Source organism: Bradyrhizobium sp. 63_E2_N1_3, from assembly GCF_052076005.1.
Taxonomy (GTDB): Bacteria; Pseudomonadota; Alphaproteobacteria; order Rhizobiales; family Xanthobacteraceae; genus Bradyrhizobium; species Bradyrhizobium barranii.
Genome location: NZ_CP197235.1, coordinates 4,964,151 through 4,987,681, shown reverse-complemented (window position 1 = coordinate 4,987,681; position 23,531 = coordinate 4,964,151). Strand labels below are relative to the sequence as shown.

General features: G+C 64.0%; 30 protein-coding genes and 1 tRNA gene. 19 read left to right on the top strand and 12 right to left on the bottom strand.

Annotation, left to right across the window (positions count from 1 at the left end; all coding sequences use genetic code 11):
- The first annotated feature begins 343 nt into the window (after positions 1 to 343).
- A complete protein-coding gene (locus AB7531_RS23965) occupies positions 344 to 640 on the top strand; it encodes an HU family DNA-binding protein (RefSeq protein WP_007591377.1) in 297 nt (98 codons plus the stop codon).
- Positions 641 to 768: 128 nt separating this feature from the next.
- Entirely contained in the window at positions 769 to 945 is a 177-nt protein-coding gene (locus tag AB7531_RS23960; RefSeq protein ID WP_084795141.1) for a DUF2934 domain-containing protein, read from the top strand.
- Positions 946 to 1,239: 294 nt separating this feature from the next.
- Here AB7531_RS23960 and AB7531_RS23955 read toward each other — a convergent pair whose 3' ends face one another.
- Entirely contained in the window at positions 1,240 to 1,467 is a 228-nt protein-coding gene (locus tag AB7531_RS23955) for a hypothetical protein (RefSeq protein ID WP_063983455.1), read from the bottom strand.
- Positions 1,468 to 1,812: 345 nt separating this feature from the next.
- Between AB7531_RS23955 and AB7531_RS23950 the strand changes: the two genes are divergently transcribed.
- The 3 genes from AB7531_RS23950 (at position 1,813) to AB7531_RS23940 (ending at position 2,935) form a co-directional block, all read left to right on the top strand.
- A complete protein-coding gene (locus AB7531_RS23950) occupies positions 1,813 to 1,950 on the top strand; it encodes a hypothetical protein (protein ID WP_014495463.1) in 138 nt (45 codons plus the stop codon).
- Positions 1,951 to 2,238: 288 nt separating this feature from the next.
- Complete coding sequence (locus AB7531_RS23945) at positions 2,239 to 2,367, top strand: hypothetical protein (protein WP_256376411.1); 129 nt, start codon at positions 2,239 to 2,241, stop codon at positions 2,365 to 2,367.
- A 370-nt stretch (positions 2,368 to 2,737) separates the two neighbouring features.
- Positions 2,738 to 2,935: a hypothetical protein gene (locus AB7531_RS23940; RefSeq protein WP_039148983.1), complete on the top strand. Its 198-nt coding sequence runs from the start codon at positions 2,738 to 2,740 to the stop codon at positions 2,933 to 2,935.
- Here the strand turns inward: AB7531_RS23940 and AB7531_RS23935 are convergent.
- Positions 2,932 to 3,057 carry a hypothetical protein gene (locus AB7531_RS23935; RefSeq protein WP_135213555.1) on the bottom strand — a complete coding sequence of 42 codons (126 nt, stop codon included), beginning with the start codon at positions 3,055 to 3,057 and terminating at the stop codon, positions 2,932 to 2,934. The two genes, AB7531_RS23940 and AB7531_RS23935, sit on opposite strands and share 4 nt — an antisense overlap.
- Before the next feature lie 78 nt (positions 3,058 to 3,135).
- Positions 3,136 to 3,486, bottom strand: coding sequence for a hypothetical protein (locus AB7531_RS23930; protein WP_231141881.1), 351 nt, complete (start codon positions 3,484 to 3,486; stop codon positions 3,136 to 3,138).
- A 172-nt stretch (positions 3,487 to 3,658) separates the two neighbouring features.
- Between AB7531_RS23930 and AB7531_RS23925 the strand changes: the two genes are divergently transcribed.
- The gene (locus AB7531_RS23925) at positions 3,659 to 3,946 is read left to right on the top strand and encodes a hypothetical protein (RefSeq protein ID WP_063983453.1); all 288 of its coding nucleotides are present in this window, start codon (positions 3,659 to 3,661) and stop codon (positions 3,944 to 3,946) included.
- Between the two features lie 69 nt (positions 3,947 to 4,015).
- Here AB7531_RS23925 and AB7531_RS23920 read toward each other — a convergent pair whose 3' ends face one another.
- Positions 4,016 to 4,180, bottom strand: a complete 165-nt coding sequence (locus AB7531_RS23920) for a hypothetical protein (RefSeq protein WP_014495457.1) — start codon at positions 4,178 to 4,180, stop codon at positions 4,016 to 4,018.
- A gap of 284 nt (positions 4,181 to 4,464) precedes the next feature.
- On the opposite strand from AB7531_RS23920, the gene AB7531_RS23915 reads away from it, so the two are divergent.
- The 4 genes from AB7531_RS23915 (at position 4,465) to AB7531_RS23900 (ending at position 6,833) form a co-directional block, all read left to right on the top strand.
- The gene (locus AB7531_RS23915; RefSeq protein WP_063983452.1) at positions 4,465 to 5,226 is read left to right on the top strand and encodes an SIR2 family NAD-dependent protein deacylase; all 762 of its coding nucleotides are present in this window, start codon (positions 4,465 to 4,467) and stop codon (positions 5,224 to 5,226) included.
- Between the two features lie 199 nt (positions 5,227 to 5,425).
- A complete protein-coding gene (locus AB7531_RS23910) occupies positions 5,426 to 6,058 on the top strand; it encodes a cold-shock protein (protein ID WP_028150990.1) in 633 nt (210 codons plus the stop codon).
- A gap of 123 nt (positions 6,059 to 6,181) precedes the next feature.
- Entirely contained in the window at positions 6,182 to 6,664 is a 483-nt protein-coding gene (locus tag AB7531_RS23905) for a DUF192 domain-containing protein (RefSeq protein WP_038959501.1), read from the top strand.
- 92 nt (positions 6,665 to 6,756) lie between these two features.
- A tRNA-Pro gene (locus tag AB7531_RS23900) sits at positions 6,757 to 6,833 on the top strand.
- A 155-nt stretch (positions 6,834 to 6,988) separates the two neighbouring features.
- Here AB7531_RS23900 and AB7531_RS23895 read toward each other — a convergent pair.
- Together AB7531_RS23895 and AB7531_RS23890 are read right to left on the bottom strand one after the other, a co-directional pair.
- A complete protein-coding gene (locus AB7531_RS23895; protein ID WP_223153565.1) occupies positions 6,989 to 7,150 on the bottom strand; it encodes an RNA-binding protein in 162 nt (53 codons plus the stop codon).
- Between the two features lie 603 nt (positions 7,151 to 7,753).
- The gene (locus AB7531_RS23890) at positions 7,754 to 7,921 is read right to left on the bottom strand and encodes a hypothetical protein (RefSeq protein ID WP_166341408.1); all 168 of its coding nucleotides are present in this window, start codon (positions 7,919 to 7,921) and stop codon (positions 7,754 to 7,756) included.
- Positions 7,922 to 8,225: 304 nt separating this feature from the next.
- On the opposite strand from AB7531_RS23890, the gene AB7531_RS23885 reads away from it, so the two are divergent.
- Positions 8,226 to 8,417 (top strand): hypothetical protein, encoded by a 192-nt coding sequence (locus tag AB7531_RS23885; RefSeq protein WP_063983450.1) that lies wholly within the window; start codon positions 8,226 to 8,228, stop codon positions 8,415 to 8,417.
- Positions 8,418 to 8,481: 64 nt separating this feature from the next.
- Here the strand turns inward: AB7531_RS23885 and AB7531_RS23880 are convergent, their stop codons facing one another.
- Positions 8,482 to 9,663, bottom strand: coding sequence for an OpgC domain-containing protein (locus AB7531_RS23880; protein ID WP_063983449.1), 1,182 nt, complete (start codon positions 9,661 to 9,663; stop codon positions 8,482 to 8,484).
- Between the two features lie 259 nt (positions 9,664 to 9,922).
- Here AB7531_RS23880 and AB7531_RS23875 point away from each other — a divergent pair, with 259 nt between their 5' ends.
- The 3 genes from AB7531_RS23875 (at position 9,923) to AB7531_RS23865 (ending at position 11,559) form a co-directional block, all read left to right on the top strand.
- Positions 9,923 to 10,228 carry an ETC complex I subunit gene (locus AB7531_RS23875; protein WP_014495449.1) on the top strand — a complete coding sequence of 102 codons (306 nt, stop codon included), beginning with the start codon at positions 9,923 to 9,925 and terminating at the stop codon, positions 10,226 to 10,228.
- 311 nt (positions 10,229 to 10,539) lie between these two features.
- On the top strand, positions 10,540 to 11,031 hold the full coding sequence (locus AB7531_RS23870) for an Lrp/AsnC family transcriptional regulator (protein ID WP_063983448.1): 492 nt from the start codon (positions 10,540 to 10,542) through the stop codon (positions 11,029 to 11,031).
- Between the two features lie 240 nt (positions 11,032 to 11,271).
- Positions 11,272 to 11,559, top strand: coding sequence for a DUF3551 domain-containing protein (locus tag AB7531_RS23865; RefSeq protein WP_063983447.1), 288 nt, complete (start codon positions 11,272 to 11,274; stop codon positions 11,557 to 11,559).
- A 91-nt stretch (positions 11,560 to 11,650) separates the two neighbouring features.
- On the opposite strand, the gene AB7531_RS23860 is transcribed toward AB7531_RS23865, so the two are convergent.
- Entirely contained in the window at positions 11,651 to 12,679 is a 1,029-nt protein-coding gene (locus AB7531_RS23860) for an AraC family transcriptional regulator (RefSeq protein ID WP_063983446.1), read from the bottom strand.
- A 147-nt stretch (positions 12,680 to 12,826) separates the two neighbouring features.
- On the opposite strand from AB7531_RS23860, the gene AB7531_RS23855 reads away from it, so the two are divergent.
- The 4 genes from AB7531_RS23855 to AB7531_RS23840 are packed head-to-tail and all read left to right on the top strand — an operon-like array spanning position 12,827 to position 18,504.
- Positions 12,827 to 13,954: an isovaleryl-CoA dehydrogenase gene (locus tag AB7531_RS23855; protein WP_135213850.1), complete on the top strand. Its 1,128-nt coding sequence runs from the start codon at positions 12,827 to 12,829 to the stop codon at positions 13,952 to 13,954.
- Between the two features lie 24 nt (positions 13,955 to 13,978).
- Positions 13,979 to 15,583 (top strand): carboxyl transferase domain-containing protein, encoded by a 1,605-nt coding sequence (locus tag AB7531_RS23850; protein WP_063983444.1) that lies wholly within the window; start codon positions 13,979 to 13,981, stop codon positions 15,581 to 15,583.
- 4 nt (positions 15,584 to 15,587) lie between these two features.
- The gene (locus tag AB7531_RS23845) at positions 15,588 to 17,591 is read left to right on the top strand and encodes an acetyl/propionyl/methylcrotonyl-CoA carboxylase subunit alpha (RefSeq protein WP_063983443.1); all 2,004 of its coding nucleotides are present in this window, start codon (positions 15,588 to 15,590) and stop codon (positions 17,589 to 17,591) included.
- Between the two features lies 1 nt (position 17,592).
- Entirely contained in the window at positions 17,593 to 18,504 is a 912-nt protein-coding gene (locus AB7531_RS23840) for a hydroxymethylglutaryl-CoA lyase (protein WP_063983442.1), read from the top strand.
- Positions 18,505 to 18,605: 101 nt separating this feature from the next.
- Here AB7531_RS23840 and AB7531_RS23835 read toward each other — a convergent pair whose 3' ends face one another.
- From AB7531_RS23835 to AB7531_RS23820, 4 genes are all read right to left on the bottom strand, one after another.
- Positions 18,606 to 19,532 carry a dihydrodipicolinate synthase family protein gene (locus AB7531_RS23835; RefSeq protein ID WP_063983441.1) on the bottom strand — a complete coding sequence of 309 codons (927 nt, stop codon included), beginning with the start codon at positions 19,530 to 19,532 and terminating at the stop codon, positions 18,606 to 18,608.
- A 73-nt stretch (positions 19,533 to 19,605) separates the two neighbouring features.
- Entirely contained in the window at positions 19,606 to 20,589 is a 984-nt protein-coding gene (locus tag AB7531_RS23830; RefSeq protein WP_441280141.1) for a TRAP transporter substrate-binding protein, read from the bottom strand.
- A 24-nt stretch (positions 20,590 to 20,613) separates the two neighbouring features.
- Positions 20,614 to 21,879, bottom strand: a complete 1,266-nt coding sequence (locus AB7531_RS23825; protein ID WP_063983439.1) for a TRAP transporter large permease — start codon at positions 21,877 to 21,879, stop codon at positions 20,614 to 20,616.
- Positions 21,879 to 22,487, bottom strand: coding sequence for a TRAP transporter small permease (locus tag AB7531_RS23820; RefSeq protein WP_063986387.1), 609 nt, complete (start codon positions 22,485 to 22,487; stop codon positions 21,879 to 21,881). The genes AB7531_RS23825 and AB7531_RS23820 overlap by 1 nt, the downstream gene beginning before the upstream one ends.
- A gap of 231 nt (positions 22,488 to 22,718) precedes the next feature.
- Between AB7531_RS23820 and AB7531_RS23815 the strand changes: the two genes are divergently transcribed.
- The gene (locus AB7531_RS23815; protein WP_063983438.1) at positions 22,719 to 23,411 is read left to right on the top strand and encodes a GntR family transcriptional regulator; all 693 of its coding nucleotides are present in this window, start codon (positions 22,719 to 22,721) and stop codon (positions 23,409 to 23,411) included.
- Positions 23,412 to 23,531: the final 120 nt, after the last annotated feature.

Below are 23,531 nucleotides of genomic sequence, written 5' to 3'. Positions count from 1 at the left end.
TCACGAGAAACATCCGACCATATAACAGCCGGCGCGCTCCACCAGGCCTCCAAAAGCGAAAGCCCCGCCTGGGGGAAGCGGGGCTCTCTGATGGGGGTGAAGCTTGGGGACTTCAATTAGTTAGATGCGCCAGCGGCAGAATGGTTCAAAGCCAACGCGGCGCATGCTGCGACACTTTCGCGGGACGGGCTGGAACCCCAGCCGAAGCCATGCTTGTGTTTTGGGCCTCAATGGGTTCTAAGCCCCGTGACTTCATGACCTCCGGCGTGAATCGGCATCACACTTGCGTGGTTCAGCCGCGTCCTGAGCAGGATCTGCTCACCCGCACAAAAGGAATTCAGACATGGCGAAGATGACGAAAACTCAATTGATTGATGCAATTGCCGAGGGCACGCAGCTGTCGAAGAACGACGTGAAGTCGGTCATCGAGTACATGGCGACGGTTGGCTACAAGGAGCTCAACGAGTCCGGCGAGTTCGTCATTCCCGGCTTCGTCAAGATGTCGGTCGTGAACAAGCCGGCGACCGAGGCCCGCATGGGCGTCAACCCCTTCACCAAGGAGCCGATGCAGTTCGCGGCGAAGCCGGCGAGCAAGTCGGTGAAGGCCTCGCCGCTGAAGGTGGCCAAGGACTCCGTCTAAGCGACCCGCGACGTCGTCGCGGCGGCTTCCTGTCGCGGAGCGCCGCAACGACCGCCGGCTGGTGTGTCGGACACGGACAAGGAACTCTCGGGCATCGTCACGCTTTGCTTCCCAAAGGGAGACGTCACATGGCCAGTCTGAGCGAGGAACAGATCCGGGACCGCGCCTATCATCTCTGGCGGGAAGCCGGCGAGCCCGCGGGGAGAATGGACACCTTCTGGTATGAGGCCGAAAAGTTGCTCCTCGCCGAGAGGGCCGCGCAAGGCGAAGTCCCGCCGGGGCTGAACGACAATTTGCCGGTCTGACGGTCAACAAAGGCCGCACGAAAATTTGCCGTACACCGGAACGTTGTCCGGCGTTCGGCGGTTAAGATGACGGCGACGGAATCTTGCGCGAAGCTGACAGTCGTCAAAGCAGCCACCCGGTGTAACGCCCGTGTGGCTGCTTTGTTGTTTGCTGCCTTGTTGTTCGACGGCGCCGAAAAGAAAAGCCCCGGCCTTGGGGCCGGGGCTTCTCGAAGCTGGATGGCCACGTCGCACAGCCGCCAGCACCACTGAATTCAGCCTGACAACGCGGGGCGGGGACATTCGTTCCGGCCGCTACTCCGTCGACACCGACACATCGATGATCGCCGGCGGATCGATCTGGCGCTCGCGCCAGACGATGAATTCGCATTTGGGATTGAGCCACTGATATTCGGAGCCGCGCGCCTTGAGGTGCGCAAGCGCCGCATCGTGCGCCGTGGTCTCGTCGGGGGCCTCGACCATGATCTCCACGGTCTCCTCGATCTGACGAACCACTTCGACGGCGTAGAATTTCCTGGTCACGGTCCCTCGCTCCGGAATGGCTAACGGGGAGGACGACGGCGCGTTCCCAAAAGAAAAACCCCGCGCTTGCGCACGGGGCTCTCTTGGCCGGCGGCGTTGGGATTTCAGCGCCTGGCCGCCAGCGCCTCGAACTTAAGGTTGAAAATCCAAAAAGCAACCCGCCGTGGCGATGGCGCATGTTCGTCAGGCGGAGCTGCCAGTGGCCGGGCGCGGAAATCCCCAGCTTTCAGGGGGGCCGCGCGGCGCGAGGAAGGCTTGAGGCGATGTGCGTGGGAAATCGCGCGCGAGGGGCTGGACTTTTTGTTCTCATTTTGTTCTAGTTGGTAATCACGTTGGAGGTGACTCATGACCATCGAGAAACAGCGCGAAGTGATTAGGCTCTGGAATCAGCTGCGGAAGGTCGAGGGGCCGGCCGCTGAAGAGCTCCGCATCCAGATCCTCGAATGTTTTTCCGAGAAGGCCAACGCCAAGCGAGCGGCCTGAGGCGCGCCGGCGGGCCACGACGCGACCCAGTAAGCGCGATCTCGTCTGCCGTTGAAAATCTTGCCGATGAAGCCGTGACGGCGCGCGCCTTCATCGATCGTTAGGAGTCGCGCCGCGCTGATTTGCTCGACTCCGATTCGTTCTTTGCGAACGAAATGGAGTCGGATGCAGAACAAGGCGTGCCTTCTGTGTCGATGCGGGACAGTCCTTCTCGCCGCGCGTGAGCGTGATGCTTCGCACGGTCCCGCCCTCGTGTCCTCGTTACGGAATGAGGCGAAGGAGAGCGACATGGATGCGTGCTGGTTTCTCGCCGAGATCGTCAAAGTGTTCTGGTCCGACAGGCACAAGCGGCTGCGCAAAGGCAGGCCCTCGGTGCCGCAGGTGCCGCCGCCACCGAAGCGAGATGACATGGAGTGATGGTGCCTTCGCTGCGATCGCACGTTCGCTTTCGCGACGATCCGCACCACTTGTTAAGAGTTGCTCCGTGCCGATTTTTTCGATTCCGATTCGTTCTTCGAGAACGAAATGCAGGCGAAGCTGGAACAAAGCCGTACCCGCGGCTCCGCCGGAGCGTTTACGAGTTTTGGTGCGGACGTTGTCTGAAGCGGCGCGCCGGGATCTCAAGGGCAGATGTCTCAAGCCTTGCGCAAACTCCTAACGAAAATTTGCGGGAAAGCCGATAACCCTATTCGGTTAGGTTAAAACCCCAATCGCGTTGCGCTTGCGGTTGCTTGGGATAGGTGTCTTGCCAAGGACAAGAAACGACTTTGCCCAGAAGCAAGTTTGCATGACACCTTTTTCAGAACCATCCTTCTTTCAGGGCGACCGGCACACCTACCGGCGCGTCGCCGTCGTCGGCTCGCTGTTCTGCCTCGCCTTCGTGGTGATCAGCTTCTCGCTGCGGCCGCAGCTCGAGGACACGCGCGTCGCGGTCAAGGCCGACCGGCTGGTGCGCACGGCAGGCCAGGCGCCCCACACCAATTAGCGCTCGTCACCGTAGATGCGGTCGTCGGCGGAATGGTCCGGGCACGCGGTGCCGCGGCGCGCAAGCGCGACGAAGCCGGCATAGCCGGACAGGTTGAGCAGAACTTCAAGCCACGCGGGCATGTCGGGTCCCTTCTTGCGTGAAGAGGGTTCAACGTGCGCGGGAAACATTTGTTCCGTGCTCGCCAGAAACAAACCCGCTTACAGCGGAGAGGAGGGGTCCAGCCGCCGGCCGAGGGTCGCAACGGACGCGCTCGAGGGCTGCTCCTTGAGGAACTCGGCGATGGCCCGCGCCAGCTCGCCGTCGCTCATCGGCGTCGGCGGCGGGCGCAGCGCGCCGACACCGAAGTTGCGGACGATCTCGTCGTAGTGCTGGTCGCGGGATTTGGGAACGAGCCTGCGGATGCGCCCCAGCGCGGATAGCGGCAATGGGTCCTCCTCGGCATCCGTCCCGGTGGCAGCCATTGATGTCTGCCGCCATTTTCTTTCCGTGAAACTTCTTTCCGTGAAACCAAAAACCCCGCCAGCATCGTGGAGATGCTGACGGGGCATCGTGCTGTCGCCTCAACCGGATAGCGGAGGCTTCCGCACTCGCAGATGCAATCCGCCGAACCGGCTTTCGTTCCGCTCGTGCCGATATTTTTCTGCCGCCCGGGTTCCACTCCTGCGCGCAACCATCGCGGGCCGGCGACGTTGTCCCCGCGAGACGCGAAGGAGGAGAGTCATGAAGAAGACATTGGCAGTTCTGGCCACCGTTGCGGCCGTCGGCGTGACCGCGGTCGCGGCGCCTGCGCCTGCAGAGGCGCGCGGTCGCGGCATTGGCCCGGGCCTCGCATTCGGCCTCGCCGCCGGCGCGATCACCGCCGGCGCGGTCGCTGCGTCCCATCCGTACGGCTATTATGGTCCGGGCTACGGCTATTATGGCGGGCCCGCCTATTACAGCCCCGGCCCGTATGCCTATTACGGCGATGGGCCGTACTATCCCCGGCGCCACTACTACCGCCATTGGTAACGGCTGACCAAGTGAAAAGCCCGGAGCGATGCTCCGGGCTTTTTTCATGCGTGGCGATCGGAGGTGCCTTTATGGCCAGAGCGAGGGCCGCTCCACCTTGCGCGCATTGTCGAGCGTCGACACGAAATACTCTTCGCGCTCGCGCTGGAATTTTTCCTGGGTGGCACGGAAGGCGGCGACACGGGCGGCGATCTCTTCGCGTTCGCGGATTTTGCGTTGTTCGTCTTCGGTCATGTCAAATCCCCTCTACACGTCAGTATCTGTGCACTCCAATATGTGTGCACGGCCGAACTCACGCACTGCCGCCGCAATCACGTTGAGTCGCGTTAACACATGCATTGGCGCTTCTGATTGGGGCGTCAATGGGGAGGAGGCATTGCAGGATTGTGATAAGCGAAGGTCGGAAAAAATTGCCGACCGCGCTTGCGCGATTCTCACGTGACAGTGGATAACAGCGTCAACGATCTTGTCGCTTGCGCATGGAGCGGCCAGCGCAAGGTCAACACGGGAGGCCGCGAGTGATTGCATCGGACCTTCGCAGCGGCGTCGAACGACTCGGCGACATGATCGCCGAATCCAGGACCATCGTGCCGTTCACCGGCGCGGGCATCTCCACCGAATGCGGCATCCCGGACTTCCGCTCGCCGGGCGGAATCTGGACGCGCAATCGTCCGATCGCGTTCGACGAGTTCGTCGCGAGCCAGGAGGCTCGCGACGAATCCTGGCGCCGCCGCTTTGCGATGGAATCTGTCTTTGCCGCGGCCAGGCCCGGCCGCGGTCATCGCGCACTCGCCTCGCTCTACCGCGCCGGCAAGGTTCCCGCCGTCATCACCCAGAACATCGACAATCTGCACCAGGCTTCGGGCTTTGCCGCCGAGCACGTCATCGAGCTTCACGGCAATACCACTTATGCACGCTGCATCGGATGCGGGCAGGCCTATCAGCTCGACTGGGTGAAGCGCCGCTTCGACGAAGACGGCGGCGCACCCAACTGCACCGCGTGCGACGAGCCGGTGAAGACCGCGACGATCTCGTTCGGCCAGATGATGCCCGACGACGAAATGCAGCGCGCGACCGCGCTGTCGCAAGCCTGCGACCTCTTCATCGCGATCGGCTCCTCGCTCGTGGTGTGGCCGGCGGCGGGCTTTCCGATGATGGCGAAGAACGCCGGTGCACGTCTGGTGATCATCAATCGCGAGCCGACCGATCAGGACGACATCGCCGACCTCGTCATCCGCCACGACATCGGCGAGACTCTCGGGCCCTTTGTCGGAAATTGAGGCATCAATTTGATTCGCGGCTGTGCAAGCTGTTCATAGGTTCCGGCGAATCATATTTTTATCTATGCGCCGCAACCGGGAGTGTTATCTTTTGAGTCGAAAGATTCGCATCGCGTCGAATTGAGAACATTCTCTTAAGACGCGTGATTCGACGCCGCCGCTGAGGCGGGTTGCAATGGGCAGTGTGGGGTCCGGGGTTATGGGGTCGTCGGACGGATTTGAGTCCAAGAAGATCGGAGTTCCCGCTGTGGGCGAGCACGGCGGCGGTCGCGATAACGCGCTAAGCCCGTTCAGCGGACTTGGTGAAGGCAGTGCCAACCTCGTCGAGGTTCACGGCGTCATCAAATGGTTCGACGCTTCAAAGGGCTACGGCTTCATCGTTCCCGACAATGGCTGGCCGGACGTGCTGCTGCACGTCACCGTGCTCAGGCGCGACGGCTTCCAGACCGCCTATGAGGGCGCCCGCATCGTCGTCGAGTGCATTCAGCGCGCCAAGGGCTACCAGGCCTTCCGCGTGGTCTCGATGGACGAGTCGACCGCGATCCATCCGGCGCAGATGCTGCCGCCGCGCACCCACGTCACGGTCACCGCGACCAGCGGACTGGAGCGAGCCCAGGTCAAGTGGTTCAACCGCCTGCGCGGCTTCGGCTTCCTGACCTGCGGCGAGGGCACGCCCGACATCTTCGTGCACATGGAGACGCTGCGCCGCTTCGGCATGACCGAGCTCAGGCCCGGCCAATATGTCCTGGTCCGCTTCGGGCCCGGCTCCAAGGGCATGATGGCGGCCGAGATCCATCCCGAGACGGGATCGCCGGGATTGCAGTCGCACTAGCGGCGATCGCCAACTCCCGTAATCGTGACAAGAGGCGCGCAGGCCGTCCGGCGCGCCTCTGGCTTTTGTCACGATCGCCGCGTAAGGACTGGTCCAGTCCCACGCCCCCTTGAGTACCGTCCCATGAATTTTGACCGAAAGGCCGTCTGGTCCATTGCGAGGGGCTGGCTGGCCGCCATCCTCGTCGTCGGCTGTGCCGTCGGGAGTGCGCCGGTGCGCGCCGCCAGCTTCCAGCCGCTCGAGATCGTCACCAGGAACGGCGTGCAGGTGTTCTCGGTGGAAATGGCGACGACCGAGGAGGAGAAGCAGACCGGGCTGATGTACCGCAAGGAACTGGCCGACGGCAAAGGCATGCTGTTCGACTTCAAACCCGAGCAGGAAGTGTCGATGTGGATGAAGAACACCTACGTCTCGCTCGACATGATCTTCATCCGCGCCGACGGCCGCATCCTGCGCATCGCCGAAAACACCGAGCCGCTGTCGACCAAGATCATCTCGTCCCAGGGGCCCGCGCGGGCCGTGCTGGAGGTGGTGGCGGGAACGGCGCAGAAATACGGCATCCGTCCCGGCGACCGCGTCGGCCACCCGCTGTTCGGCACCAAGTAGGGCGACCCGGCGGAGTTATTGCCGCCTTGCTGGCGGCTTGAAAGCTTGATGGCGCTTTGGGAAGCGTGTATCGACGGGGCTCGCTGGACATTCGGGGTATAGCGCAGCCTGGTAGCGCGGCAGTTTTGGGTACTGCAGGTCGTTGGTTCGAATCCAGCTGCCCCGACCAGTCCCGAGGTTGAAGCTCCTTCAATTCTCTCGATATTGCGCCGCGCTCATCCCGTTGCCGCTGCCGCCACGACGGTCAGGTCGGCAGGACGATCTCCGCGAAATTGCGTCCGCTGCCACTTTTGCGTGCGTCGGCGTGCCGGCGGCGTTTCGATTTCAGAACAACAGCCAATCGACCAGGCGCCAGGCGATCCAGGCGAGGGCGCAGATCCAGCCCAGCATTGCGATCCCGGCGACGCCAAGCCCGCACAGTGCGAACAGCGAACTTTCAGTCTCCGGCGTGCCCGAGAGCTTCTCGGTCGTATCGATTTGACTCACTGCATCCCCTTGGCTTGCGGCCTGCTGTTCGTTGGTCTCTGCTCGCTCGTGAAAATTCACCGGCCGCGCTCCAGCTCACACGGTCGTGAGACGAGATGATCGTCCGTACATCGCGCGGGCATGGATCGCAGCCACGCGGCTTCCCCGGACAGACGGGAAGGACCTGCAACTCATGGCGCGGTGATTGGTTGCGACCGCAGAGCCGGGAACATGGCAACCAGGTGGGACAGGTCTACAACGCGCAGGGCACGCTGGGCGTCAATGCGCAGAGCACGTCGCGCATCTGAGCCGGCGCGATTGTGGGGGCGGGGCAGGCGGCCTATGGCGACCTGAAGCGCGCGCGAACCTTGCCTGAAGCCTTGCCTGAAGCCTTGCCTGAAGCCTTGCCTGAAGCCCTGGCGCTTGTTCTTCACAAAACGCCACTTCTGCGCGATTTTTCAAGGCATTGCGCCGGCCGGCCCGCCGCAGAATTCGCAAAATTGCTTCGAACCTTTGGCTGTCGCCATAGACATATAGGCATTGGGGATTTCAGCGCCCAATGCCTAAACGGACGCCGCCAAGCGATGATATTCCGCTTGAGCGGCGTCGCGCTATTTCCGGGGATCAGTTCGTCGCGTACCAGCCGAGCGGAAACGGCAGGAACGGCCACGCCAGATGATTGTCGTTGGCCGCCTTCGGCGGTTCAGAGACGGATGTCTTGACTGTCTTGATGCGCGGCGCAGGCGGCACCGAGCACACCGCCAGGCGCAAACGTCCACATTGCATATTCATTGTGGTGCCCCAGTCAGCAAGTCATTTGAAAAATGAAAATCAGTTCGCAATTGCCACGCGTCCAAAACGGCGCGCTCATTCTCAAATTGTGCACGCATCATAGAAAGATCGGCGCCGGCTTTCAACGGGTCTTGGCGGGTACCCACGAGGGGTAAGGTTGACCAGTTAGGTTAAGGCCGAGTGGTTGTTGCAGCCACATTCCTGGCTGATATCAGGTCGGCAAGGCTCGCGATGGGGTGCCTGCAATCGGTGGTCACACAGGTCACAGTTCGTCGCGGCGCTCATATCTTGTGAGTTTTGCGTCATGTCTTTCGATCGCAACGTCCGAACCGTCCATCCGCAGTCGAGCTGGACCGAGATCTGGCACCTCTGGACCGTGATCGTGCCGCGCCGCTCGATCAACGGGCAGCTCGTCTATGGAAAGGTCTGGCGCCGCCACGACGGCCGCGACTGGATCTACAAGAAGTTCACCGAGTACGACACCGAGGCGGCCTGAGCCGGCTCCGCTGCCGCAACTGAATCTAGCGCCCCGTTCCGATTTCATCGGAACGGAAACGGCTCTAGGCGGCCTTTGCGGGCGAGGCGGCCGCCGCAGGCTTGGGCGGCGGCGGCTTCAACGGCTTGTCCTGCTTTTTCGACCAGGAAATGTAATAGGCCACCGTCGTCATGATCGCGATGCCGGCGATGCTGACGAAGATCTGCGCGAACAGCGAGCCCGAGCTCATCGACAGCTCGAAATGGCCGACGAAGGACAGGAACACGCCGACGCAGAATACGGCGAGCGACTGCTGGCCGCAGACGATCAAGGGATCGAACACCTTCCACTCCAGGCCGGGCCAGTCCTTCGGCACGAAGCGGATCACCAGGATCACGATCACGACGAAATGGAGGAAGCGGTAGGGCGCAAGGTTGGTCTTGTCGTTGGGGTTGAAGGCCGAGAACAGCCATCCCGGGAACATGCCGCCGAGGGTGGGGAAGCGGCCGGCCATGGTCATGACCAGCGCGAAGGCGAGATAGCCGAGGCAAAGCCACAGCGTGATCGGCGAATTGATCACGGCTCCCGAACGCCGGGCGCCGCCCATCGCGCACCAGGCGCCGAACACGAACAGCACCTGCCAGGCATACGGGTTGAAGTACCACTGGCCGGCCGGATAGGCGGTCAGGTTCAGGCCGTAATGGCGGGCGGCGAGCCACAGCACGATGGACAGCGCCATCGTCAGGTCGGGCTTGCGCAGCATGAACCACAGCACCGGCGGAAACAGCCCCATCAGCACGATGTAGAGCGGCAGCACGTCGAGATTGAGCGGCTTGAAGCGCAGGAACAGGCCCTGGCGCAGCGTCTCGGTGGCGTTGTCGACGAGGCCGGCGACGTTGAACTCGTTGATCATGTCGGAATCGCCGAACCGCAGCGCCAGATAGCTGATCGAGGCGATGTAGATCACGAACAGGATGATGTGGGCGACGTAGAGCTGCCAGACCCGCTTGGTCAGCCTCGTGGCGCCGACGATGAAGCCGCGCTCGAGCATCATTCGCGCATAGACGAAGGAAGCGGTGTAGCCTGAGATGAAGACGAACAGGTCGGCGGCGTCGGAAAAGCCGTAGTTGCGGGTGGTGATCCAGTTCACCACGTTGTCGGGGATATGGTCGAGGAAGATCGCCCAGTTCGCGATGCCGCGAAACAGGTCGAGCCTGAGGTCACGGCCCTTTTCGGGAAGCGTGGCGTTGATGTTCAGGAAGGCCATGCGACGGAAGCTTTCGGAGGGGGCGGATACGCTGGTGTCGGCGAGACAGGGCCGCCGGGCGGGATCCCGGCGCGGAAGGCGGGTACGCAATTGTCACGGTGCAGCATAATGACTATACCCGTCGGCAACGCACCCCCGGGGGGACCGGAATCACCGATCAGTTCCCAAAAGGTGTCTCTATACTATGCCCGCGGTTTCCACCAACTGCTACCGTGACGCATCGAAATCGAACGAAAAGACCAAGAGGCCCGGACCACCCATGACCGCACGCATTTTCAAGCCCGCCAAGAACGCGATGCAATCCGGCCGGTCCAAGACCAAGGAATGGCAGCTGGATTACGAGCCGGAGCAGCCGCGTTCGGTCGAGCCGCTGATGGGATGGACCTCGTCCGGCGACATGAAGCAGCAGATCACGCTGCGCTTCCACAGCAAGGAAGAGGCGGTCGCTTATTGCGAGCGCAAGGGCATCGCCTACCAGGTGATCGAGCCGCAGGATTCGATCCGCCGCCCGGTCGCCTATGCCGACAATTTCTCGTTCCGGCGCGGCGAGCCCTGGACGCATTGAGGGGCGGCTGGCTGCTCCGACTTCATACGACGTGATTTACTCGTCATGCTTGGGCCTTGTCCCGCCTGCGCGGCCGAAGCCGCTTCGGCGAGGCGAAGGCCCGGGCATCGACGTCTTTGGGGCCGAGTGAAAGAGCGCGGATGGCCGCGACAAGCCCTGGCATGACGGCGGGGGTACCCCGCCCGCAGACATGACGTCGCGTCCGATGATCCCGATCCACGGACCAGCTGTCGCGCCGGGCTCCGGCCCCTTGGCAGCGATTCCGCCGCGTGCTTCGCTGACGTCATGACGGGATCATGGCGAGGTGGGGGATGGCCGGGCGTGACCAGCTCGACGGCATCGATCTGAAGATACTCTCCGAGCTGCAGCAGGACGGGCGGGTGCGCAACAACGAGCTGGCGCTGCGGGTCGGCGTGTCCGCGCCCAATTGCCTGCGGCGGTTGAAATTGCTGTTCAGCCGCGGCGTGATCCGGGCGGTCCGCGCCGTCATCGACGAGCGGCTGCTCGGCTATGAGGTGGTTTCGTTCGTCTCGATCCAGCTCGTGAGCCAGGCCCAGCCGGTGCTGGAGGCGTTCGAGAGCTCGATTGCCGCGATCCCGCGCATCCAGCAGTGCTGGCGGATTTCAGGCGACACCGACTACCTGCTGAAATGCGTCGCGCCGAACGTCGAAAGCATGCGCCAGCAGCTGCTGCATTTCGCCGCGATGCCTGATGTGAAGAACGTCCGCAGCTTTCCGGTGCTGGGCGTCGCGAAGGATGTGCCGCTGCCGTTACAGGATGTAGTGGCGGCACCCGTCGGATAGGCGTTCAAGTCTCTCTACTGAAAGTCCGAAGTCGGGGGGCGCTTGCGCGCGGTGCGGTCGATTCGGATAGTTATAATAGCTTAGTAACTCACCTAACTATGACATGTGATTTAGGCAGGACTGCAATGCGCGCAACCGTGATTGTCGGCATCTTTGCGCTGCCTAAATGCAGGGTGTGAACCTCGGTCTGCGTCGCACGCCGGGGATGCTTTTGTGGGACCCTAAGCAGGAAAAGACATCATGACATCGACTTCGAAGACGATCGCAGCCTCTGCTGCGACGCTGTTTGCGTCTGCGTTTTTTGTTCTGTCGGCGCCGGCTGCGAAGGCCGACGATTATTGCATCACCAACGGCGCCCAGGCCGCTCACGGCTGCGGCTATCCGACGATGGAAGCCTGCCGTCAGGCGGCCGGTGGCATCGGCGGCACGTGCTCGCAGGCCGGCGGCGCCAAGACTAGCAACGATGCGCTCGCCTTCCAGCCGAAGCAGACGAAGCAGCCCAAGGCTCGCCAGGGCGCGCAGAACTAACGCCTGAGATCGCGACCTGATCCGAGAGATTGCGTCCTCCGAGAGTGATCTCGGAGGACGTCAATTTATGACAAGCAGGTGACGCCGCGCCTCAGCGATAGCGCTCGCGAAACTCGCGCGGGGAGGCGCCGGTCCAGGTGCGGAAGGCGCGCGAAAAACTCTTCTCGTTGCGGAAGCCGGCGATCTCCGCGATCCGCTTGATGGGGGCGCGGCCGCGCATCAGCTCCTGCTTGGCGAGCTCGAACTTTGCCTCTTCCTTGAGATCGCGCAGCGAGGTCGCTTCCTCGCGCAGGCGCCGGTGCATGGTGCGGGTCGAGAGTGCCAACTCGCTTGCGACATCCTCGGCGCCGAGAATGCGCCCGCGTGCATTGCGCAGCACGCGGCGGACGCGCTCGACCAGCAGCCGGTCGCGCCGGTAGGGCAGCACGGTGAGCCGCAGCGCGCCCTTGAGCATGCTGTCGAGATCGGCGGGGCTGCGGGTCAGCGGCAGAGAGAGATAATGCTTGTCGAACACGATGCGGGCGCCGTCCGCACCAAAGCTCAAATGCCTGCAGAAGATCGTCGGATAGACCGAGACGTGGCCCGGCTCGGAATAGGGAAACTCGGCCGCACGCAGCGCGATCGCGGAATCGACGGCCCAGCAGGAGAAGCCGAGAACATAGCGGAGCAGGGTGACCAGGCAGAATTCACGCAAGGGGCCGAGGTCGCGCTGTTCGCGAATGGAGATCGTCGCGGTCTCATCACCAAGCGAGAGCTCGAACAGCACGTCCTCGGTCAGCAGGCGATGATGCCGGCACCAGCGTTTTAGCGCGACTTCGAGATTGGGGGCCGTGATCGAGGCGCGGCACAGCATACCGTAGGTTCCCCAAGGCAGCCGGCGCGAGAACCAGCCAAGCGCTTCGTCGTCGAGCTCGCGCATGGCATGGCCGGCCAGCGCCTCGAACTGGGCCGCTGTCACCCGTCCGTCGCGGGATCGAACGAGGTCCGCGGTGACCTGCCCCTTGCCCAAGGCTTCGGCCGGATCCCGCCCGTAAAGGGCATAAGCGGCAACCACGCCGCGGACGAAGGCGGCTGGGGTCATGGCGCGGCGGGGCGTCGCGGTCGCGGCTTGAAAGGGCATGAAAAATCCTCGCCAAACTTGGCGGAAAATGCAACCTTTTCGACCGCTGGGACGCCCGGGCGGGGGTAGGTTCGGACCCGACAAGAATACGGAGGAATCGCCTTGAACATCCCGAGCATCGATTTCGATCTGGGCGAAGACATCAGCATGCTGCGCGACACGCTGCGCGCCTTCGTGGAGGCGGAGATCGCCCCGCGCGCCGCCGAGATCGAGAAGGCCAATCTGTTCCCGGCCGACCTCTGGAAGCGCTTTGGCGACCTCGGCCTGCTCGGCATGACCGCGCCGGAGCAATATGGCGGCTCCAGCATGGGCTATCTCGCCCATATCGTCGCCATGGAGGAGATTTCGCGGGGCTCGGCTGCCGTGGGGCTATCCTACGGCGCCCATTCCAACCTCTGCGTCAACCAGATCCGCCGCAACGGCAACGACGCGCAGCGCGCGCGCTATCTGCCAAAGCTGATCTCCGGCGAATATGTCGGCGCGCTCGCGATGTCCGAGCCCGGCGCGGGCTCCGACGTCGTTTCGATGAAGCTGCGCGCCGACAAGCGCGGCGACCGTTACGTGCTCAACGGCTCGAAGATGTGGATCACCAATGGCGGCGACGCCGACGTGCTGGTCGTCTATGCCAAGACCGATCCGGAGGCGGGCCCGCGCGGCATGACCGCCTTCCTGATCGAAAAGGGCTTCAAGGGGTTCACCCACGGCCAGCATCTCGACAAGCTCGGCATGCGCGGCTCCAACACCTATCCGTTGTTCTTCGACGAGTGCGAGGTGCCGGAGGAGAACGTGCTCGGCAAGGTCGGCGAGGGCGTCAAGGTGCTGATGTCCGGCCTCGATTACGAGCGCACGGTGCTGTCGGGCGGCCCGCTCGGGATCATGGCGGCCTGCATGGACGCCGTGGTGCCCTACATGCACGAGCGAAAACAGTTCGGCCAGCCGATCGGCGACTTCCAGTTGATGCAGGGCAAGCTCGCCGACATGTATGCGACCTGGCAGTCGGCGCGCGCCTATGTCTATGCGGTCGGGCGCGCCTGCGACAGGGCCGACCACGCCCGCACGCTGCGCAAGGATGCGGCGGCCGCGATCCTCTATTCCGCGGAGAAGGCGACGTGGATGGCCGGCGAGGCGATCCAGGCGCTCGGCGGCGTCGGCTACACCTCCGAATTCCCGGTCGGACGTCTCTGGCGCGACGCAAAACTCTACGAGATCGGCGCCGGCACCTCGGAGGTGCGTCGCATGCTGATCGGCCGCGAGCTGATGTCCGAGACGGCCTGAAACCTTCACCTCATTGGAATCAACATGCCGCTCCATTCCAGCATCGATACGTCTTCATCGGACTTTGCGCGCAATTCCGAGGCCATGCGCGGGCTTGTCGCGGACTTGCGCGAAAAACTGAGCCAGGTCGCCGGCGGCGGCGGCGAGGTCTCGCGCAACCGCCACACCTCGCGCGGCAAGATGCTGGCGCGCGAGCGCGTCGACCTGCTGGTCGATCCCGGCACCTCGTTCATGGAGCTGTCGCCGCTGGCGGCGTACGGCCTCTATGGCGGCGACGTGCATTCGGCGAGCGTCATCACCGGCGTCGGGCGCATCTCGGGCCGCGAATGCGTGATCGTCGCCAACGACGCCACCATCAAGGGCGGCACTTACTATCCGATGACGGTGAAGAAGCATCTGCGCGCGCAGGACGTGGCGCGGCAGAACAATCTTCCCTGCGTCTACATGGTCGATTCCGGCGGCGCCTTCCTGCCGCTCCAGGACGAGATCTTTCCGGACGAGCGCCATTTCGGCCGGATCTTCTACAACCAGGCCCAGATGTCGTCGCAGGGCATCCCGCAGATCGCGATCGTGATGGGCTCCTGCACCGCCGGCGGCGCCTATGTCCCCGCGATGTCGGACGAGAGCATCATCGTGCGCAACCAGGGCACCATCTTCCTCGGCGGTCCGCCGCTGGTGAAGGCCGCGACCGGCGAGGTGGTGAGTGCCGAGGAGCTTGGCGGCGCCGACGTGCATTCGCGGCAGTCGGGCGTGACCGACCACTACGCCCAGAACGATGCGCATGCGATCGGCATCGCCCGGCGCATCGTCGGCACGCTGAAGCCATCGGTGCGGCCGAACCTCAACATGCACAAGCCGCGCGATCCGCTGTTTGCGGCGGAAGAAATCTACGGCGTGGTGCCCGTCGATGGCCGAAAGCCGTTCGACGTACGCGATATCATCGCCCGCATCGTCGACGGCTCGGAGTTCGACGAGTTCAAAAAACTCTACGGCACGACGCTGGTCTGCGGCTTCGCCCATGTCTGGGGCTATCCGGTCGGTATCATCGCCAACAACGGCATCCTGTTCAGCGAGAGCTCGCTGAAGGGCGCGCATTTCATCGAGCTGTGCTGCCAGCGCGGCATTCCCTTGGTGTTCCTGCAGAACATCACCGGCTTCATGGTCGGCAAGAAGTACGAGGCCGGCGGCATCGCGCGCGACGGCGCCAAGCTTGTCACGGCGGTAGCGGCCGCCTCGGTGCCGAAATTTACCGTGGTGATCGGCGGCTCCTACGGCGCCGGCAATTACGGCATGTGCGGCCGCGCCTACTCGCCGCGCTTCCTGTGGATGTGGCCGAACGCGCGCATCTCGGTGATGGGCGGCGAGCAGGCCTCGATGGTGCTGAGCCAGGTCCGGCGCGACAACATCGAGGCCAAGGGCGATAGCTGGTCGAAGGAAGAGGAAGACAAGTTCCGCGAGCCTATCCGCGCGCAATATGAGAGCCAGGGACATCCGTATTACGCGACCGCCCGCCTGTGGGACGACGGCGTGATCGACCCGGCCGACACGCGCCTCGTGCTCGGCCTCGGCCTTTCCGCGGCGTCGAATGCGCCGATCGAGCCTACCAAATTCGGCCTGTTCAGGATGTGATGCGATGGACCGTTCAATGCTCTACCGGCGTTTTCGCACGCTTCTGATCGCCAACCGCGGCGAGATCGCCTGCCGCGTCATCCGCACCGCGCGAGCCATGGGCCTGCGCACGGTCGCGGTCTATTCCGAGGCCGACCGCGACGCGATGCATGTCGCGCTAGCAGATGAAGCCGTGCTGCTCGGTCCGGCGCGGGCGCGCGACAGCTACCTCAGTGTCGAGCGGCTGATCGAGGCCGCGCGAAAGACCGGCGCGGAAGCCGTGCATCCCGGCTACGGTTTCCTGTCCGAAAATGCCGAGTTCGCGCGGGCGTGCCTGGAGGCGGGCCTGGTGTTCGTCGGCCCGACCGCCGCGATGATGACGGCGATGGGCTCGAAGTCCGGCTCCAAGGAGCTGATGGAGAAGGCCGGCGTGCCGCTGGTGCCCGGCTATCACGGCGAGGCCCAGGACGAGGCGACGCTTTCGAAGGCCGCGGACAAGATCGGCTTCCCGATCCTGGTGAAGGCGTCCGCCGGTGGTGGCGGCCGCGGCATGCGCATCGTGCGCTCGGCGGACGAGCTTGGGCCGGCGATCGTCAGCGCCAAGCGCGAGGCCAAGGCCGCGTTCGGCGACGACCGCATGCTGATCGAAAAATATGTCGACAATCCCCGCCACATCGAGGTGCAGATCATCGGCGACAGCCACGGCAATCTGCTGTCACTGTTTGAGCGCGAATGCACGTTGCAGCGCCGGCACCAGAAGGTGATCGAGGAGGCGCCGTCGCCGACGCTCAATCCCGCCCAGCGCGAGACCGTCTGCGCCGCCGCGCGAAAGGCGGCCGGAGCCGTGAACTATGTCGGCGCCGGCACGATCGAGTTCGTCTCCGACGGCAAGGACGTGTTCTTCATCGAGATGAACACGCGTCTTCAGGTCGAGCATCCCGTGACCGAGCTGATCACCGGCATCGATCTGGTCGAGTGGCAGCTGCGCGTCGCCTTCGGCGAGGCGCTGCCGCTGAAGCAGGACGAGCTCCGGCTCAATGGCCATGCGGTCGAGGCGCGTGTCTACGCGGAAAATCCGACCAAGAACTTCATGCCGTCGGTCGGGAGGATCTCGACTTGGCGGCTGCCGGCGGAAACCGGCGGCCTGCGCATCGACGCCGGCTATCGCGAAGGCGATACGGTCTCGCCCTATTACGATGCCATGCTCGCAAAAATGATCGCGTGGGCGCCGACGCGGGACGTCGCGATCGAACGGCTGAATCGCGGGCTGCAAGACTCCGACGTCCGCGGCATCGTCACCAACATCCCGTTCCTGTCGGCGCTGATGACGCATCCGAAGGTGCGGACCAATGCGATCGACACCGGCTTCATCGAGCGCGAGCTGGCGGGCCTAACGCAGGCCCCGCCGGCACCCGGCGAGCTCGAGCTGTGCGCAGCAGTCGCCGCTGTTATCAACGACGAGCGGCAGGCCGCGCAAGACGAGGCGAGTTCGCCCTGGCAGACTTTTGGCTGGCAGCCGGTCGGCCGCCGCCAGCGCAGCTTTGCCTTCCGCGTCGGCCATGGACCTGAACAGAAGATCACGCTGAATTACGGCAGCGGCCCCTCGACGCTGGTGACCGGCGACCGCGAATTGGCGTTCACGATCGCCCCGCGTGACGGCGGCTTCGATCTGACACTCGATGGCGTCAAATCACAGGTCGCAGCCGTGATCGACGGTCATGAGCTGTATTTGCGCACACGCAACGGCCGCTTCGACCTGCATTGGGTCGATCCGTTCGGCGGCGAGAGCGAAGAGCATGTCGGAGAGGACAAGATCGCGGCGCCTCTGCCGGGCACGGTCGTCGCCGTGCTGGCCGAGGAGGGCGCCAAGCTCGAGAAGGGCGCGCCGATCCTCACCCTGGAAGTGATGAAGATGGAGCAGACGCTGCGCGCGCCCTATGCCGGCGTGCTGAAATCAATCAAATGCAAGGTCGGAGACATCGTCCAGGAGGGCGTCGAGCTCGCCGTGGTCGAGCCATCGGGAGAGTGAGATGAGCGATCCCGTCCGCATCATCGAAATGGGGCCGCGCGACGGCCTCCAGAACGAGAAGACGCCCGTCAGCGTCGAGGCCCGCATCGCCTTCGTCGAGGCGCTCGTCACCGCTGGCCTCACCACGGTCGAGGTCGGCGCCTTCGTCTCGCCCAAGGCGGTCCCGCAAATGGCGAGCTCGGACGCCGTGCTGCGCGGCGTCAGCCACGTCAAGGGCGCCGAATTCCACGTGCTGGTGCCGAACGAGAAGGGCTATGACGCCGCGCGCGCTGCCGGCGCGCAAGTCGTCTCCGTGTTCGCGGCGGCCTCGGAAGGGTTTTCGCGCGCCAATATCAACTGCACGGTGGCGGAGTCCATCGAACGGTTCAAGCCGGTGCTGGCGCGCGCCCAGGCGGATGGCGTCAGGGTCCGCGGCTATATCTCCTGCGTGCTGGGCTGTCCGTTCGACGGCGAGATCAAGCCGAAGGCGGTCGCCGATCTCGCCAACACGCTGTGGGAGCTTGGCTGCTACGAGATCTCGCTCGGCGACACCATCGGCGTCGGCACGCCTGATAAGGCCAAGGAGATGCTGCGCGCGGTCATCGCCAATATCCCGCCGGCAAAACTCGCGATGCATTTCCACGACACCTATGGCCAGGCACTCGCCAATCTCTATGCCGGCCTGGAGGAGGGCGTCCGCGTCATCGATGCCGCCGCCGGCGGCCTCGGCGGCTGCCCCTACGCGCCGGGCGCGACCGGTAACGTCGCGACGGAGGACGTCGTCTACATGCTCGAAGGCATGGGCGTCAGGACCGGTGTCGACATGGACAAGCTGCTGGCGGCCACGAACGAGATGAGCGGCGTGCTGGGCAAGCCGCCTGTGAGCCGCGTAGCCTCCGCGCTGAACGCGAAGAAGAAGCGGGCTGCTTCGTAGGGTGGGCAAAGGCGCGTAGCGCCGTGCCCACCATCTCTCCGCGATTTTGATCTCAAATGGTGGGCACGCTTTCGCTTTGCCCACCCTACCAAACTGTGCCTTCAGGCCGCCTTCAGCCCGACATCCGGCAGGCGCGGCCGGTTCTTGAGCGCCTTCGCCATCATGGCCTCGACCTCGGCCTTCTCCTGCGGCAGCAGCGCGAGGCGGGGCGGGCGGGTCAGCGCGGTGCCGCGGCCCATGATGTGCTCGCACAGCTTGATGCACTGGACGAGGTCGGGGCGCGCATCGAGATGCAGCAGCGGCATGAACCATTCGTAGATCGGCATGGCTTCCGCAAAGCGGCCGGCCTTGGCGAGACGAAACAGCGTCTCGCCCTCGCGCGGGAACGCGTTTGACATGCCGGAGACCCAGCCCACCGCGCCCATAGCGATGCTCTCGACGATGACGTCGTCGAGACCAGCGAACAGCACGAAGCGGTCACCGACCATGTTCCTGGTGTCGATGAAGCGCCGCGTGTCGCCCGAGGAATCCTTGAAGCAGACCACGGTCTCGACGTCGGCGAGCGAGGCCAGGATGTCGGGGGTGACGTCGTTCTTGTAGATCGGCGGATTGTTGTAGAGCATCACCGGCAGGTCGGTCGCGCTGGCAACCGCGCGGAAATGTGCGGCGGTCTCGTGCGGCTTCGACGAATAGACCAGCGCCGGCATCACCATCACGCCGTCGATGCCGACGCGCGCGGCTTCCTTGGCGGTTTCGACCGCAAAGGCGGTGGTGAATTCGGCGATGCCACACAGCACGGGCACGCGGCCGGCCGCGACGGATTTCGCCGTCTCCATGATCGCGACCTTCTCCTTGCGCTCCAGCGAGGTGTTCTCGCCGACCGAGCCGCAGACGATCAGGCCGGAGACGCCGTCGCGGATCAACCCGTCCATGACCTTGGCGGTCGCGTCGATGTCGAGCGAGAGATTGTCGTGGAATTGCGTGGTGACGGCCGGGAAGACGCCTTCCCAGGAAACGCGGCGGCTCATGAATTGACTCCAAGTGAGTTTGCCGGCGGGGGGCTGGATCCGCCGGCTGTGGTGAAGAGGATAGCGGATGGGATCAGAGCGTCGCGCCGACCTTGCGCAGCTCGGCAAGGACAGGTGCCTTGGGCAGCCAGATCTTGTCGAACTCGGCGATGACAGCCTCGGTGTCGCCGGCCGGGACCTGGCGGATCGGGATCGGCGCGTTCTTGAAATTCTCGATCAGCGCGGGCTCGTTGGAGGCCAACTCGTCGATCTGCGCGTCCAGCATCGACTTCACCGTCTTGGCGATCAGCTCGCGGTCGGCTGCGGGGAGCGTCTGCCAGACCCGGCCGGAAACGACCGCGGCCATCGGCATGAAGACGGCGTTCATCTGCAGGATCACCTTGGAGACCTTGTCGAAGCGCTGGTTCCAGGAGAATTCGAGATCGGCCTCGAGGCCATCGACCTGGCCGTTGGCCATCGCGTCGAACACCTGCGGCGTCGGGATCGGCGTCGGCGCGGCACCGAGCGAGGAATAGAAATCGCGATAGACCGGCGTCGGGTTGATGCGCAGCTTCATGCCCTTGATGTCGGCGAGCGAGTTCAGGTCCTTCGAGGAGAACACCGCGCGCATGCCGGTGATGCCCCAACCGAGGCCGATAGTGCCGGTCTCATGCGGCAGCACATCGAACAACTTCACCGCAGCCGGATGCCGCACGAATTTCGCGACCGCAGGCGTCGAGCGGACGATGTAGGGCGCATTGATCGCGGCGATGTGCGGCACGCGCGAGCCGAGCTCGGCGGCCTGGATGAAGCCCATGTCGAGCGCGCCGGACTGCAATTGCTGCATCATCGCGGGCTCGTTGCCGAGCTGGCCGGAATGGAACACGGTCAGGGTGAGCCGGCCGTTGGTCGCGGCCTTGAGATCGTCGCCGAATTTCAGCGCCGCCTTGTTCCAGGAATGGCCATTGGGCGTGATCAGGCCGAGGCGGAATTCCTTGGCCTGGGCAAGCGCCAGCGAGGGCGCGAACACCGAGGCGGCGGCGCTGGCGGCGAGAAAGCGGCGGCGTGAAAGCGGCATGGTCGGGCTTCCTTTTGAACGGGCCTATTTGATGAGGATCAGCGAGAGCGACGGGTAGAGCGAGAGCAGCACCAGCAGGACGCAGGAGATGACGAAGAACGGCAGCGTCACCATGAACATCTTGCCGGGCTTGGCCCCGGTGACGGCGGCCGCGACGAAGAAGCAGAGCCCGACCGGCGGCGACAGCAGGCCGAGCACGAGGTTGATCACCACCACGACGCCGAAATGCCTGGGATCGATGTGGTAGACGTCGGTTGCAACCGGCAGCAGGATCGGCACCGTCATGATCAGGCCGGGAATGCCATCGATCACCGTGCCGATGATCAGCAGGATGACGTTGCAGATCAGCATGAAGCTGACCGGGTCCTTGGCGGCGGACTGGATCCAGCCGGCGGTTTCCTGCGGCACCTTGCCGAAGATCAGCACCCAGGAGAACACCGCCGCGGCCGCCACCAGGAACAGCACGATCGCCGAATAGATGGCGCTGCGCAGCATCATCTGCGGCAGCTGCGAGAACTCGAATTCCCTGGTCCAGTATTTCCCGACAAGTGCGGCGGCGACCGCGCCGACCGCAGCGGATTCCGTCGCATTGGCGAGGCCGCTGAGGATGGTGCCGACGATGACGATCGGGATCAGCAGGGTGGGTGACGTCCGCAGGATCGTCATGACGCGCTGGCGCGGCGTCTGATAATCCGCGCGGGGATAGTTGTAGACGTATCCCATCAGCGCGATGACGAGGCAGAACATCACCGTGAGGATCACGCCCGGCACGATGCCGGCGATCAGCATGTCGCTGACCGAGACCTGCGCGAGCACGCTGTAGACCACGAACATCACCGACGGCGGAATGATCGGGCCGAGCATGCCGCCATAGGCGGTCAATCCCGCCGCGAAGGTCTTGTCGTAGCCCTTCTTCTCCATCTCCGGCACCATGATCTGGGCCATGATCGCGACCTGCGCGGTCGCCGATCCCAGGATCGAGGAGATGAACATGTTGGCGAGGATGTTGACGTAGGCGAGCCCGCCCTTGAGCGAGCCGACGAAGGCCATCGCCATGTCGACGATGCGCCGCGTGATGCCGCCGCCGTTCATGATCTCGCCGATCAGGATGAAGAGCGGAATGGCGATCAGGCCGTAGCTGTCGACGCCGCCGAACAGCTGGAGCGGATAGGACTGGAACAGCACCGGATTGCCGGATGCTGCGATGTAGACGAGGCCGGCGAGGCATAGGCAGAGGCCGATCGGCACGCCGACCAGCATGATCGCGACGAAGGCGGCTGACGTGATCATCAGTTGACCCCGTCGAGTTCGGAGAGCGCAAAGCCCTTCGGCGGCGTGCGCGGGACCAGTTCGAGATCTTCCAGCAGGTTGGCGAGGCCGTGGATGGTCATCGAGACCGCGAAGATCGGCAGCGTCAAATAGAGCACCCAGGTCGGCCAGTTCAGCGTCTGGGTGTGCTCGGTGTAGAGAAAGTTGAAGGTCTCAGCCGCGAGCTTGCGCCCGTCGAAGCCGGCGCGCGCGAGACCAATCGGGTCCATCCAGAGCACGCAGGTCACGATCAGTGCGATTCCGAACGCGACGACCATGCCGGTCGAGATCACCTTTGCGATCTTCTGGTGCCGTGGCGAAAGACGCTCCGTCAGCATGGTGACCGCGAAATCGAGCCGCAGCCGCGTCATCGCGGACGCCCCGACGAAGGTCAGCCAGACCACGCAATAGACCGCGGATTCATCGATCCAGTAGATCGGGAAGCGCGCGTAGCGGGTGACGACGTTCACCAGGATCAGGCCGGTGAGCAGGTACATCAGGCCCATCAGCGCGACGCGCTCGACGGCGAGCAGGGCACTGGACGCGCCGACGACAATGCGTCGAACGCTGAATGCGCGCGTGGCCGGCATCGTCTGCTCGATCATGAAAGAGGCCCCGCCCCCTGAGAAATCTCGTGCTATCGGCAAATGTATAATTTATACATTTTGCGTGTCAAACGGAGATTGCGGTCATTTCGGCGGCAGGACGCGCTTTTGCTGGGCACTGGCTTTTGCCGGGCCCCACACTTTTGTTGGGCCCCTCAACATGCAAGAGAGAGACCGCTTCGGCCGGATGAGTCGGGAAGGACAACAGAAGGTCAGATGAAACAGCCTCTGAAGCATCGCACGCTGTCGGCCGCGATCGTCGACCAGCTCAGGCAGGCGATCCTCGACGGCACCTATCCGGCCGGATCGCAGCTACGGCAGGACGCACTTGGCGAGGCCTATGGCGTCAGCCGCATCCCGGTGCGCGAAGCGCTGTTCCAGCTCGAGGCCGAAGGCCTGGTGCGCATCGTTCCGCAGAAGGGCGCGATCGTCTCGGAGCTGTCGCTGGACGAGATCAACGATGTGTTCGACCTGCGCGGAATCCTGGAGCCACGCCTCCTGGCGCAATCGGCGCCGCGTTTCACCGCCGATGATTTCAGCGGGCTCGACGACATCCACAAGAGTTTTGAGAAGGCGATCAAGGCGCGCAACGTCAGCGAATGGGGGCAGCTCAACGCCGACTTCCACATGGCGCTCTATGTTCACGCCCCGCAGCCGCGTACGCGCGCGATCGTGCTGTCGCTGCTCCAGACCAGCGACCGCTACACGCGCCTCCAGCTCTCCAACACCAAGGCAATGGGGATCGCCGAAAAGGAGCACGCCCATCTGATCGCGCTCTGCCGCGCGCAGAAGGTCGAGGAGGCCTGCCGGTTTTTGGAGCGGCACATCGAGGCCGTGCGCAAGGATCTGTTGCAGGTGGTGGCCGGCAGCACGATCGCGCCGAAGTCACGGCGGAAGAGCGAGTCGTAATCGATGCGCTCATAGGGTGGCAAAGGCGCACTTGCGCCGTGCCCACCACGCTGTCCAACGGACACGACAAATGGCGGGCACGCTTCCGCCCTTCGCTCTTCGAGCTACGGCGGACAAGTC